At 70.5% G+C, this 13,107-nt stretch carries 11 protein-coding genes; 10 read left to right on the top strand and 1 reads right to left on the bottom strand.

What is annotated here, in order from left to right; all coding sequences use genetic code 11:
* Nucleotides 1-87: 87 nt before the first annotated feature.
* The 4 genes from ACZ6S0_RS40545 to ACZ6S0_RS40530 all read left to right on the top strand — a co-directional run bounded on the left by ACZ6S0_RS40545 (nucleotide 88) and on the right by ACZ6S0_RS40530 (nucleotide 5,476).
* Nucleotides 88-1,698 carry an ABC-F family ATP-binding cassette domain-containing protein gene (locus ACZ6S0_RS40545; RefSeq protein WP_465924639.1) on the top strand — a complete coding sequence of 537 codons (1,611 nt, stop codon included), beginning with the start codon at nucleotides 88-90 and terminating at the stop codon, nucleotides 1,696-1,698.
* Nucleotides 1,699-1,781: 83 nt separating this feature from the next.
* On the top strand, nucleotides 1,782-2,582 hold the full coding sequence (locus tag ACZ6S0_RS40540) for a hypothetical protein (RefSeq protein ID WP_465924638.1): 801 nt from the start codon (nucleotides 1,782-1,784) through the stop codon (nucleotides 2,580-2,582).
* Between the two features lie 135 nt (nucleotides 2,583-2,717).
* The gene (locus ACZ6S0_RS40535; RefSeq protein WP_465924637.1) at nucleotides 2,718-4,184 is read left to right on the top strand and encodes an RNA polymerase sigma factor; all 1,467 of its coding nucleotides are present in this window, start codon (nucleotides 2,718-2,720) and stop codon (nucleotides 4,182-4,184) included.
* 185 nt (nucleotides 4,185-4,369) lie between these two features.
* A complete protein-coding gene (locus ACZ6S0_RS40530) occupies nucleotides 4,370-5,476 on the top strand; it encodes a C40 family peptidase (RefSeq protein WP_465924636.1) in 1,107 nt (368 codons plus the stop codon).
* 9 nt (nucleotides 5,477-5,485) lie between these two features.
* Here the strand turns inward: ACZ6S0_RS40530 and ACZ6S0_RS40525 are convergent, their stop codons facing one another.
* A complete protein-coding gene (locus ACZ6S0_RS40525; protein ID WP_344888520.1) occupies nucleotides 5,486-5,977 on the bottom strand; it encodes an inorganic diphosphatase in 492 nt (163 codons plus the stop codon).
* Between the two features lie 332 nt (nucleotides 5,978-6,309).
* Between ACZ6S0_RS40525 and dacB the strand changes: the two genes are divergently transcribed.
* The 6 genes from dacB to folE all read left to right on the top strand — a co-directional run bounded on the left by dacB (nucleotide 6,310) and on the right by folE (nucleotide 13,041).
* Complete coding sequence (gene dacB, locus ACZ6S0_RS40520) at nucleotides 6,310-7,485, top strand: D-alanyl-D-alanine carboxypeptidase/D-alanyl-D-alanine endopeptidase (RefSeq protein ID WP_465924635.1); 1,176 nt, start codon at nucleotides 6,310-6,312, stop codon at nucleotides 7,483-7,485.
* A gap of 46 nt (nucleotides 7,486-7,531) precedes the next feature.
* A complete protein-coding gene (locus ACZ6S0_RS40515; RefSeq protein WP_344888526.1) occupies nucleotides 7,532-8,608 on the top strand; it encodes a zinc-dependent metalloprotease in 1,077 nt (358 codons plus the stop codon).
* A gap of 60 nt (nucleotides 8,609-8,668) precedes the next feature.
* Entirely contained in the window at nucleotides 8,669-9,670 is a 1,002-nt protein-coding gene (tilS, locus tag ACZ6S0_RS40510; RefSeq protein WP_465924634.1) for a tRNA lysidine(34) synthetase TilS, read from the top strand.
* Nucleotides 9,671-9,680: 10 nt separating this feature from the next.
* Nucleotides 9,681-10,232, top strand: coding sequence for a hypoxanthine phosphoribosyltransferase (hpt, locus tag ACZ6S0_RS40505; protein ID WP_344888532.1), 552 nt, complete (start codon nucleotides 9,681-9,683; stop codon nucleotides 10,230-10,232).
* Between the two features lie 236 nt (nucleotides 10,233-10,468).
* Nucleotides 10,469-12,463 (top strand): ATP-dependent zinc metalloprotease FtsH, encoded by a 1,995-nt coding sequence (gene ftsH, locus ACZ6S0_RS40500; protein WP_465924633.1) that lies wholly within the window; start codon nucleotides 10,469-10,471, stop codon nucleotides 12,461-12,463.
* A complete protein-coding gene (folE, locus tag ACZ6S0_RS40495; RefSeq protein ID WP_465924632.1) occupies nucleotides 12,460-13,041 on the top strand; it encodes a GTP cyclohydrolase I FolE in 582 nt (193 codons plus the stop codon). Before ftsH ends, folE begins: the two co-directional genes overlap by 4 nt.
* Nucleotides 13,042-13,107 lie beyond the last annotated feature (66 nt).

Raw genomic sequence — 13,107 nt, 5'->3', positions numbered from 1 at the left:
GTCATTAGATCACTTGCTGTCCAGAGTCTGGGTGAGGGTGCGGAAATCCATGTGACCGGAGGGCGGGCCGACGGTTACCCTGCCGTGGTGGGCCACGTGGAAGTAGGACATTTGACGTACGTGCTGCCCGATGGGCGGCCTCTGCTCAACGACGTGTCCTTCCGCATCGGCGAAGGCGTCAAGGCGGCGCTCGTCGGGCCCAACGGCGCGGGCAAGACCACGCTGATGCGGCTGGTGGCCGGCGACCTGCAGCCGGTCGAGGGCAGCGTGGCCAGCTCAGGCGGGCTGGGCGTGATGCGGCAGTTCATCGGCAGCGTGCGCGACGGCAGCGACGTACGCGACCTGCTGCTGGGCGTCGCGCCACCCGCCGTACGACAGGCGGCGCGGCGGCTCGACGAGGCCGAGCTGGCGATGATGGAGCGCGACGACGAGAAGACGCAGATGCGTTACGCGCAGGCCATCAGCGACTACACCGACGCCGGCGGCTACGAGATCGAGGTGCTCTGGGACACCTGTACGGTGGCCGCCCTCGGCATCCCCTACGAGCAGGTGAAATACCGCGACGTGGCCACGCTGTCGGGCGGCGAGCAGAAACGCCTGGTCCTGGAGGCCCTGCTGCGCGGACCCGACCAGACCCTGCTGCTCGACGAGCCCGACAACTACCTCGACGTCCCCGGCAAGGAATGGCTGGAGCAGCAGCTCAACGAGACGCCGAAGACCGTGCTGCTGGTCAGCCACGACCGCCGCCTCCTGGCCAACGCGGCCGACCGCATCATCACCGTCGAGTCGGGCAACATCTGGATCCACGGCGGCGGCTTCGCCACCTACAGCGAGGCCCGCAAGGCCCGCAACGAGCGCCTCGACGAGCTGCGCAGGCGTTGGGACGAAGAGCACGCCAAGCTCAAGGCCCTGGTCAACATGCTGAAGAACAAGGCGCGCTACAACGACGGCATGGCCCCCGCCTACCACGCGGCCCAGACCAGGCTGCGCAAGTTCGAGGAGGCCGGGCCGCCCGAGTTGTCCCCGGGCGAGCAGCAGATCACGATGCGCCTGCGCGGCGGACGCACCGGCAAGCGCGCGGTCACCTGCGAGGGGCTCGAGCTGACCGGCCTCATGCGCCCGTTCGACGTGGAGGTCTGGTACGGCGAGCGCGTCGCGGTGCTCGGCTCCAACGGCTCGGGCAAGTCCCACTTCCTGCGCCTGCTGGCCGGGGAGCCGGTCGCCCACGAGGGCCTGGCCAGGCTCGGGGCCCGCGTGGTGCCCGGCCACTTCGCCCAGACGCACGCCCGGCCCGACCTGCTCGGCCGCACCCCGGTCGAGATCGTCATGACCGAGCACGCCCGGCTCAAGAACGAGGCCATGAAGACCCTGGCCCGCTACGAGCTGGCCGGGCGGGTCGCCGAGCAGCGCTTCGACACGCTGTCGGGCGGCCAGCAGGCCCGGCTGCAGATCCTGCTGCTCGAGCTGTCCGGGGCCACGCTGCTGCTGCTCGACGAGCCGACCGACAACCTCGACCTGGCCAGCGCGGAGGCGTTGCAGACGGGGATGGAGGCGTTCGACGGCACGGTGCTGGCGGTCACGCACGACCGCTGGTTCGCCGCCGACTTCGACCGCTACCTGGTCTTCGGCTCCGACGGCACGGTCTACGAGTCGCCCGACCCGATCTGGGACGAGACCAGGGTGGTCCGCCCCAGGTAAAGACGAGCGCCTGCGTTAAAGACTTGGTACGGCTGGCGCGTGTCCTCTGCCAGCCGTGCCCATGCTCGGGTTATCACGGCAAAGTGATCCCGCGTAGCCGAACCGTCAGCCTCCTCGCACTCGGGGCGATCTGCCTCGCCGGGTGCGCGAGCGAGGAACGACCCGTACAAGAGCTCAAGCCGCTCGCGCTCAAGGAGCAGGTCTCCACCATCGTCAAGTCCGCCGACGGGTACGCCGTCAACTGGTCGGGCGTGCTCAGCAACGCCAACCCGTGGCACTTCGGCGAGCACGTGGTGGCCACGATCGTCGGGCGCGACGCCAAGGGCACCGAGGTGCTCAAGCTGGACCAGCCGCTCGACGCGGTGCCGCCGGGCGGGTCGCTGGCCTTCACCGGCCAGGCCAGCTCCGCCCAGAAGCCGGAGAAGGTGACGATCCAGTACCGTCCGGCGCAGTGGCGGCCCGCGGCCAGGATCGCCTCGGCGTTCCAGCGGTTCCCGATCTCGCGCGTACAGACAATGCGCCAAAAAGACGGCATGTATCTAATTACTGGATATGTCAGTAATCCCTATCAGATTGCGGCGAGCACTTTGGTCGTCAGCGCATTGCTGCGCGACAAGACGGGCAAGCTGCTCGGCGGCGGCAGCACGTTCGTGGACGAGGTCGAGGCGGGCAGCCCGCCGAGGTTCATCCTGACGGTCGGCGGCCTGCCGAAGGAAGCCCAGGTCGCCAGGACCGAGATCGCCGCCAGGACCTGGGGATCCACCGGCCGGCCCTTCGAGGAGCTGGCGCTGGCCGGAGCCGTGCCCGTCCACACCGTCAAGCCGACGAGCGAACCGTTCGCGGTGGACCGGAGCACCCAGGTCGTGTCCGAGCACAAGCAGTGATTTACCTAAATATCGGGCCGTAGGGCTCGACTGGATGAATTTTCCGCACGAAATTGCGGCACGTCGGCAGACAAGTGATGCCATCGGCGTGGAACAGGTGGAACTACTAGTTACCGATCCATTACCTTCGGTTACATGAATGACCGCGCCCTGGTCGAAGCACTCCGCGCCCGCGAACCGGGAGCACTCGCCGCGCTGTACGACGCGTACGCGGAGAGCGTCTACCGCTACTGCTGGTCCCTCCTCCTGAGCCCCGACAGCGCCCAGGTGGCGCTCCGCGACACGCTGATCGCCGCCGAGGCGCACGTGGGCGCCCTGGCCGACCCTGAGAGGCTGCGTACCTGGCTGTACGCGCTGGCCAGGGCCGAGTGCCTGCGCCGCCGGGCCACCGCGCCGCCCGGCGCCGCCGAGGTCCTGGCCCAGGCGCCGGCGCTCGACGACCCCGCCGACGCCGACCTGCGGGTCATGGCCTGGAACGCCGTGCGGAGCCTGCCCGTGGCCGGGCGGGAGGTCCTGGAGCTGGTCCACGGGCACGAGCTGCCTGCCGGCGAGCTGGCCCAGGTGCTCGCGACCCCGCCGCGCCAGATCGAGCTGCTGCTGGAGGAGGCCCGCGAGAGCCTGCGCGACGCGATCAACGCCGAGATCCTGGCCAGGAAGGGCCCGTACGACTGCCCGCGGCGGGCCCGCATCCTGGCCGGCTTCTCCGGCGAGCTGACCCAGGAGATGCGCGAGCACCTGGTCAGGCACCTGCCCCAGTGCGAGATCTGCGCCCCCCACCGCACCCGAGAGGTGTCGACGGCCAAGGTCTACGAGCTGCTGCCGGGGGCCGCGCTGCCCGGCGCCCTGCGCATCCGGGTGATGAGCTGCTTCGTCGACCCCGAGCTGCTGCCCTACCGCCGCTACGTGGCCAGGCGCACCGCGGCCCTGGGCGCGGCCGGGTTTCCCGTCTCCGGCGGGAGAGAGGGCCGGCGGTGGCGCCGGGCGGTGGCGGGCACGCTGGCGGCGGTCGCGGCCGTGGTGGCGATCGCGGTGATCTTCGATCGGATCGGGCGGGACAACGGCGGGGTGACCGGGGTCGCGACGGCCGCGTTCCCCGCCACGGGAGAGCCGCCCGGCATCCGGCTGCCCTGGCACGACCGGCCGCAGGACGTGCCGCTGACGGTGGCGCCCATCCTCGGCCACGCCACCGCGCGGCCCCTGGGGGTGACGGGGACGCCGGGGCCGCCTGCCCCCCTGCCGTCCCCGGTGTGGGCCTCGCCGAGCAGCGGCCCGCTCCCGTCGGCGCCGCCCCACCTCCCACGGCCGGGCGGCACGACCCCGGGGGAGTTCCCGACCCAGGTCACCCCGGCCGAGCCGGTGCCGTCGTGGGAGCCCACCCGGCGTCCGACCAAGCGGCCGAGGCCGTGGCATCCGGGCACGCGTACGCCCTGGCCCACTCCGACGCACGCGCCGACACAGGCGCCGACGCCCGCGCCCACCTCGGCGCCCACCTCGGCGCCCACCAAGACCGCCACGCCCATGCCGACCGCCACCCCGTCCGAGACGGTCGCCCCCACGCCGACGGAGCAGCCCTCGGTCAGCCCTTCGGCGTCGCCGGGCTGAGCCCTGCCGGTCGCCGGGCTGGTCCCTGCCAAGAGATCCCCAGTCCCGCCGCAGCTTCTCCCCAAGGAACCGCCGCCCGGCGACCGGTCCCCCCAAAATGGACTCCCACCTCGATTGATCACGTTACGTGAGTGAATTGCCGGGAACTGTGTGCATAGAGTAGTCATTTGTTTCCAGGGGGACCTATGCGCGCATTCCGGGCCGGCCTCCTATCGACGTGCCTGGTCGCGATCATGTGTCCCCCGGTGGCGGCCGACCCGGACGGGCCGTCCTCGCGCGAGGTCGAGAAGGCCCGCCAGACCGTACGCGAGCGGTCGCACGACCTCAGCCGCACGACGGCCGAGCTGGTCACCGCCCAGTCCAGGCTGAACGAGCTGGCCGCCGCGGTGGAGCGGCTGGTGGAGGCGTACAACGGGGAGGTCGTCCGCCTGCGGCAGGCCGAGCAGGCGCACGCGCAGGCCCAGGTCAGGCTGGCGGCGGCGGCCGTGGAGGTGGAGCGGGCCAGGCAGGACGCGGCGCTGCTGGCGACCGAGAGCTACGGCGGGCTGGGCTCGTTGAAGCCGTTCGTGGGCATGATCGTCGACCGGGGCGGCACGGACGGGTTCCTGCACCGCGCGGGGGTGCTCGGGCACCTGCGGGACGAGCGGGCGGCGTTCCTGCGCCGGGTGCGCGACGCCCAGGAGGTCGAGACGATCCTGCGTACCCAGGCCGAGTGGGCCTACGCCGCCCAGCAGGAAGCCTCGGAACGCGCCCGCCAGGCCAAGCTCGCCGCCGAGGCGGCGGTGGCCGGGCAACGCCGCGACACCAGGGAGCTGGTGGCGCGCAAGGACAGCCTGGAGCGCCAGGTGGACGCGGCCCGCACCCGGGCGGTGCTGCTGGCCAGGCAGCGCGCGGCGGCGACGGCCGGACTGGTCGCGGGCGGCTCCGCGATGGGCGACCTGGCCGCGAACTGGGCGCTGACGCAGCTCGGCAAGCCGTACGTGTGGGCCGCCGCCGGCCCGCGGACCTACGACTGCTCGGGCCTGACCATGCGGGCCTGGGAACGGGTCGGGGTGCGGCTCGACCACTGGACCGGCACGCAGTGGACCTCGGGCCCGCACGTGCCGCTGGACCAGCTACGCCGCGGCGACCTGCTCTTCTTCGGGCACATCAGCAGCGACCCCGGGACGATCCACCACGTGGGGATCTACGTCGGGCGCGGCCAGATGGTGCACGCGCCGCAGACCGGAGACGTGGTGCGGGTGGCCTCGATCTGGCGCGGGGACCTGGTGGGCGCCACCAGGCCCCGCTGAAGCGGACCCCTAATGGTGGCCCTGCTCCTTGGCCCGACGGAACGAGCGCTCGATCTCGGCCTCGGCCTCGATGCGGCCCACCCAGTTGGCGCCCTCGACGGACTTGCCCGGCTCGAGGTCCTTGTAGACCTCGAAGAAGTGCTGGATCTCCAGCCGGTCGAACTCCGACACGTGATGGATGTCCTGGATGTGGTGCATGCGAGGGTCGGTGGACGGCACGCAGAGCACCTTGTCGTCGCCGCCCTTCTCGTCGGTCATCCGGAACATCCCCACCGCCCGGCACGTGATGTAGCAGCCAGGGAACGTCGGCTCCTGCAGCAGCACGAGGGCGTCGAGCGGGTCGCCGTCCTCGCCGAGGGTGTGCTCGATGAAGCCGTAGTCGGCGGGATACTGCGTGGAGGTGAACAGGAGCCGGTCAAGCCTGATCTTTCCCGTCTCATGGTCCACTTCGTACTTGTTCCGTTGCCCCTTGGGAATCTCAACGACAACGTCGAACTCCACCGCGGTTCCTCCGCTCAGGCCCCCGGGCACCCCCGGTTGGGCATTAATGTCTCGTAAGCGAACACAGAGAAAGGGCAGGCGACGTGGCGCGGCGCGACCGGTTGGTGATGCTGACCACCCTCGCCGTGCTCCAAGCCCTGACGATCGTCACCGGCGTTTACGCGGTGACCACCGATTTCAGCCTGGGAGCGCTGACGAGCGGGTCGTCACCGACCGAGCCGACGGCGTCTCCGGCGGAAGGCTCTCCCCCCATCCCCGTGGTCACCTCGGGGCCTGTGCTGGCCCAGCTTTCGGCGACGTCAGGAGACGGTCCTCTCCCGACTAAGGGTACTTTGACGAAACAGTTGGCCAGCGCGCTGGGTGACCAAGCGCTGGGCGGCCGGGTGGGAGCGGTCGTCCTCGACACGGTCACCGGTGAGCAAATCTTCGCCTCGAACCCCGGCACCGCCGTCACCCCCGCCTCGACCACCAAGATCGTCTCGTGCACCGCGGCCCTGGCCGCGCTCGGCCCCGACACCCGCCTGTCCACCCGTACCGTCCAGGGCGCCAAGCCGGGCACGGTGGTCCTCGTCGGCGGCGGAGACCCCCTTCTGGCGGGCCCGGAGGCCAAGCAGGGGGACTATCCGAAGCAGGCGTCCCTGGCCACCCTGGCGGCCCGTACGGCGGCCACGCTCAAGTCCAAGGGCGTGCGCAAGGTCACCCTCTCGTACGACACCTCGCTCTTCACCGGCACGCCCAAGGCCGCCGGCTGGAAGCCGAACTACATCCCCGACGGCGAGGTGGCCCCCGTCTACGCCCTCACCATCGACGAGGGCCGCCAGGACCCCGAGTTCCGCAGCCCCCGGGTGGCCGACCCGCCCCAGTTCGCCGCCGACGCCTTCGCCAAGCTCCTGGGCAGGCAGGGCATCTCGGTCGCCAAGTCCGTACGCCCGGCCAAGGCCCCAGCGGGCGCCGCCGAGCTGGGCAAGGTCGACTCGGCCCCCCTCTACGCCCTCGTCGAGCACACGCTCACCCGCAGCGACAACGACCTTGCCGAGGCCCTGATCAGGCACGTCGCGATCAAGGAGGGCCAGGAGCCGTCGTTCGCGGGCGCCACCAAGGCCGTGGTCGAGGTGCTGCGGCGCCTCGGGGTCACCCAGGACATCGCGCTCTCCGACGGCAGCGGCCTGTCGATCCGCAACCGCATCAGCCCGGAGGCGCTGGCCAGGACCCTCGCCCTGGCCAGTGCCGCGAACCGCCCCGACCTGCACGCCGTCGCCACTGGCATGCCGATCGCCGGCTTCTCCGGCACGCTGGGCAACGGCCGGCGCTTCACCGGCAGCGACAGCAGGGACCAGGTCGGCCTCGTACGCGCCAAGACCGGCACGCTCAACAACATCAACACGCTGGCCGGCATGGCGACCACGAAGGACGGGCGGCTGGTCACGTTCGCGTTCATGGCCGACCGGGTGCCGGTCAACGCCGAGCCCGTGCTCGACCGGCTGGCCGCCATCGTCGCGCGTTCTTGACGGCGGTCCTTCGCGGCCCCGGCGAGAACCACGTACGGTGGACGTTATGCAGGTGATCGACTGGGATCTGGCCGTCACGACCGGCACGCGCCTGGTGCGCCCCGGCCCTCAGGTGAGCCGGGAGGAGGCCAGAGCGGCCGTCACCGAGCTCCGCACCCTGTCGCGTGAGGCCGAGGGCCACGTGCGCCAGTTCACCAAGATCCACACGGAGACCGCGCCGCAGCCGGCGACCATCGTCGACCGGCCCGGCTGGATCAAGGCGAACGTCGAGGGCTTCCGCGTGGTGCTCGAGCCGCTCACGCAGCGCATGGGCAGCGGCCCCAACCAGCCGCCGGCCATCGTCACGGCCGTGGGCTCGCGCATCACGGGCGTCGAGGTCGGGGCCGTGCTGGCCTTCCTCGCCTCCCGCGTGCTGGGGCAGTACGAGCTGTTCCTCCCTCCCGACCCCACGGGGCAGGAGGCGGCGGGGCGGCTGACCCTCGTCGCGCCCAACATCGTCCACGCCGAGCGCGAGATGGGCGTCCACCCCCACGACTTCCGCCTCTGGGTCTGCCTCCACGAGGAGACGCACCGGGTGCAGTTCACGGGCGTGACGTGGCTGCGCGAATACGTGCGCTCGCAGATGACCGAGTTCCTGCTCGCCTCCGACCTCGACCTGCCCACCCTGCTCGAACGCCTGCGCAACGCCGCCGACACGGTGGCCGACGTGGTGCGCGGCGGCGAGGGCAACCTGATCGACGCCATCCAGTCGCCGGGCCAGAAGGAGATCCTCGACCGTCTGACCGCCGTGATGACCCTCGTGGAGGGCCACGGCGACTACGTCATGGACGCGGTGGGCCCGTCCGTGGTGCCCTCGGTGGCCGACATCCGCGCCAAGTTCGCCCAGCGCCGCGAGGGCGGCTCCCGCCTCGACCGCACGGTGCGGCGGCTGCTGGGCATCGAGGTCAAGATGAAGCAGTACGCGGAGGGGTCGGCGTTCGTGCGGACCGTGGTCGACCGCGTGGGCATGGACGGCTTCAACAAGGTCTGGACGTCGCCCGAGACCCTGCCGACGACCCCCGAGATCGCCGACCCGGACGCCTGGGTCCGCCGCGTGATCGGCACCCCCGCCCTCCCCGCCTGACCACCCGCCTGACCACCCGGGAGCCCGGGTGTTGGCGGTGGGGCGGGGCGAGCCGCGACAATGGCACCCGTGGGCCCTCAGCCAGCCGTAGCCGACGTCCGCCGCGCCGTGCGGGAGGCGCTGGCCGACGTCCCCGAGGGCGCGCTGGTGCTGGCCGCCTGCAGCGGCGGGGCCGACTCGCTGGCCCTGGCCGCCGCGCTGGCCTTCGTCGCGCCCCGCATGCGCCTGCGCGCCGGGCTCCTGACCGTCGACCACCAGCTCCAGCCAGGCTCGGACCGGCGGGCCCAGACCGTGGCCGCCCTGGCGATCGAGCTGGGCCTGACCCCTGCCGAGGTGCTCACCGTCGCGGTGGGCACGGCGGGCGGTCCGGAGGCGGCGGCGCGCGAGGCCAGGTACGCGGCGCTCGCGCGGGCCGCCGACCGGCTGGGAGCGGAGGTCGTGCTGCTCGGCCACACCCGTGACGACCAGGCCGAGACCGTGCTGCTCGGCCTGGCCAGGGGCAGCGGCCCGCGGTCGTTGTCGGGCATGGCGCCCGTCGCCGGCCGCTATCGGCGGCCGCTGCTCGGCCTCCCCCGGTCCACCACCGTGGCCGCCTGCCGGGCCCAGGGGCTCACCCCGTGGGACGACCCGCACAACGAGGACTCCCGCTACACGAGAGTGCGCGTGCGCCGGAGGGTGCTGCCCGTGCTGGAGGAGGAACTGGGCCCCGGAGTGGCCGAGGCGCTCGCGAGGACGGCCGCGCTGGCGCGACAGGACGCGGACGCCCTCGATCAGTGGGCCGAATCGGCGTACCAGGATTGCGCTCTTAGCGATATCGGCGCGTCGGTACGGCTCTCGGTGGCCGAAGTGGAGAAGCTGCCCGACGCCGTCAGGCGGCGGGTGCTGCGGCGCGCGGCGATCGTCGCCGGTGCGCCGTCCGGAGCCCTGTCCGCAGGCCACGTACTGGCCGTGGACCGGCTGGTCACGCACTGGCGCGGGCAGAAAGCCGTGGACCTGCCCGGGGGTCTGTCCGCGATCCGCCGGTATGGCACCCTGATATTCGCCATCAGTCCCATCCCGTAAGGAACCACAGGTGGACGCTGCCGACATGGGCAATGACCTGGAAAAAGTGCTCATTCCCGAGGACGAGCTCCAGGCCAAGATCAAAGAGCTTGCCGGGCGGATAGACGAGGATTACGCGGGCGAGGAGCTCCTGCTCGTGGGCGTGCTGAAGGGCGCCGTCATGGTGATGGCCGACCTGGCCAGGGCGTTGCACGTGCCGGTGCAGATGGACTGGATGGCGGTGTCGTCTTACGGCGCGGGCACCAAGTCGTCCGGTGTCGTACGCGTGCTGAAAGACCTCGACACCGACATCCTGAATCGTCACGTGCTGATCGTCGAGGACATCATCGACTCCGGCCTGACCCTGCACTGGCTGCTGGAAAACCTGAAGTCGCGCAATCCCGCGTCCCTGGAGATCTGCACCGCGCTGCGCAAACCCGACGCGGTGAAGGTGCCGATCGACGTGAAATACGTGGGCTTCGACATTCCCAGCGAGTTCGTCATCGGTTATGGGCTCGACTATGCCGAGCGCTACCGCAACCTTCCCTTCATCGGCACGCTCGCCCCGCACGTTTACAAGTAGCACTCTCCGCCATGGCCGGGAACATCGCGCATCGTGACGTACGTTGATAGGGCAAGACCGGTGTAGCGGGCGGGTCCCTCCGTGCGCTCTGCCGGTGTACCTTCAGACTCCGGGAGGGTGACCGCGCGTCCCCTTCGGGTAGTCAGAAGTCGCGGTCGGATGCCGCGGCCCCGGGCGTGCCCGGGGTTCCAGGCCATGGTCAGGAAGGGACGGGCCCGCAAGGGGTTCCGCATCGGATGGATCTCAAGCGATTTACACGTGGGCCACTGCTGTGGATCCTGGGCATCGTCGTGCTGCTCCTCCTCGTCACCCAGTTGTGGAGTGGCGGCGGAAACTACAAATCGGCCGACACGTCCTTGGTCCTTCAGCAGATTCGCGCCGGAAACGTCAGCAACGCCAAGATTGTCGACAAGGACAACCGGATCGAGGTGACGCTGGTCAACCCGGTCCCGGTCAAGCCCGGCGACACCCCGACCAAGCTCATCCAGTCCGACTGGGTCACGGGCTACGGCAGCAAGCTGACCGATGAGCTGCAGGCTCAGGTCGACGCGGGCAAGACCAAGAGCTTCACGACCGAGGTGCCGCAGGAAAACGTCCTGCTGAGCCTGCTCGTGAGCCTCCTGCCGATCGTCATCATCGTGCTGATCTTCCTGTTCATCATGAACCAGATGCAGGGCGGCGGCTCGCGGGTGATGAACTTCGGCAAGTCGAAGGCCAAGCTCATCACGAAAGACACCCCCAAGACCACCTTCGCCGACGTCGCGGGCGCCGACGAGGCCATCGAGGAGCTCCAGGAGATCAAGGAGTTCCTGCAGGCCCCGGCCAAGTTCCAGGCGATCGGCGCCAAGATCCCCAAGGGCGTGCTGCTCTACGGCCCGCCCGGCACCGGCAAGACGCTGCTGGCCCGTGCCGTCGCCGGTGAGGCCGGCGTGCCGTTCTACTCGATCTCCGGTTCCGACTTCGTCGAGATGTTCGTCGGCGTCGGCGCCTCGCGCGTTCGCGACCTGTTCGAGCAGGCGAAGGCCAACGCCCCGGCGATCATCTTCATCGACGAGATCGACGCCGTCGGCCGCCACCGCGGGGCCGGCCTGGGCGGCGGTCACGACGAGCGCGAGCAGACGCTCAACCAGTTGCTCGTCGAGATGGACGGCTTCGACGTCAAGGGCGGCGTGATCCTCATCGCCGCGACCAACCGGCCCGACATCCTCGACCCGGCGCTGCTGCGTCCAGGCCGGTTCGACCGGCAGGTCACCGTCGACCGTCCCGACCTCGAGGGCCGCAAGGGCATCCTCAAGGTGCACGGCCGCGGCAAGCCGTTCGCGCCCGACGTCGACCTCGACGTCATCGCCCGCCGCACCCCCGGGTTCACCGGCGCCGACCTGGCCAACGTGATCAACGAGGCGGCCCTGCTCACCGCGCGGGCCGACCAGAAGCTGATCACGATGGACGTCCTCGAGGAGTCGATCGACCGTGTCATGGCAGGGCCCGAGCGCAAGACGCGGGTCATGTCCGACAAGGAGAAGAAGATGATCGCCTACCACGAGGGCGGTCACGCGCTGGTGGCGCACGCGCTGCCCAACTCCGACCCGGTCCACAAGATCACGATCCTGTCCCGTGGGCGAGCGCTCGGCTACACGATGACGCTGCCGATGGAGGACAAGTTCCTGGCCACCAGGTCGGAGATGATGGACCAGCTCGCGATGCTGCTCGGCGGTCGCGCGGCGGAGGAGCTCGTCTTCCACGAGCCCACCACCGGTGCCTCCAACGACATCGAGAAGGCCACGGCCGTCGCCCGCCGCATGGTGACCGAATACGGCATGAGCGAGCAGCTCGGCGCCCGTAAGTTCGGCAGCGGGCAGGCCGAGGTCTTCCTGGGCCGCGAGATGGGCCACGAGCGCGACTACTCCGAGAAGATCGCCTCCACGATCGACGAGGAGGTCCGCCGGATGATCGAGACGGCGCACGACCAGGCATGGGACATCCTGGTCGAATACCGCGACGTGCTCGACAACCTGGTGCTGGAGCTCATGGAGAAGGAGACCCTCTCCCGCGATCAGGTGCTGCAGATCTTCGCCCCGGTGGTCATCAAGGCGCACCGCCCGTCCTACGCGGGCTACGGCAAGCGGCTGCCCTCCGACCGTCCGCCGATCCTGACGCCGAAGGAGCAGTCGGCCAACGGCTCGCTCACCTCGGGTCACCAGGACGCGCTGCCGTCAGGGGACAGTGCGTGACACAGCACGACGTCGACTTCGGGCGGATCGAGAAGGCCGTACGCGAGATCCTCTACGCCATCGGCGAGGATCCCGACCGTGACGGCCTGATCGAGACCCCCGCCCGGGTCGCCCGCGCCATGGCCGAGCAGTATTCCGGGCTCGGCCAGGCGCCGGAAGACGTGCTCAACAAGGTCTTCGACGTCGATCACGACGAGATGGTGCTCGTCCGCGACATCGAGGTCTACTCCAACTGCGAGCACCACCTCGTCCCGTTCCACGGGCTGGCCCACGTGGGCTACATCCCCAACGAGAGGGGCCAGATCACCGGCTTGTCCAAGCTGGCCCGCCTGGTCGACATCTTCGCCCGCCGCCCCCAGGTGCAGGAGCGCATGACCTCCCAGATCGCCGACTCGCTCATGCGGGTCCTGGAGCCCCGCGGGGTCATCGTGGTCGTCGAGGCCGAGCACCTGTGCATGACGATGCGCGGCGTACGCAAGCCGGGCGCCAAGACGGTCACCTCGGCCGTCCGCGGCGACTTCCGCACCAGCGACAAGACCCGCTCCGAGGCCATGGCGCTCATCCTGGGCGGCCGCTGAAGAGCCCCGTCCACGTGCCCGCCGCAGACGCCGCCGAAGACCGAACGGGGTACCCACGATGTCAGC

This window comes from Nonomuraea sp. NPDC051298, from assembly GCF_055586305.1.
This window is presented reverse-complemented; position numbering and strand designations above follow the sequence as displayed.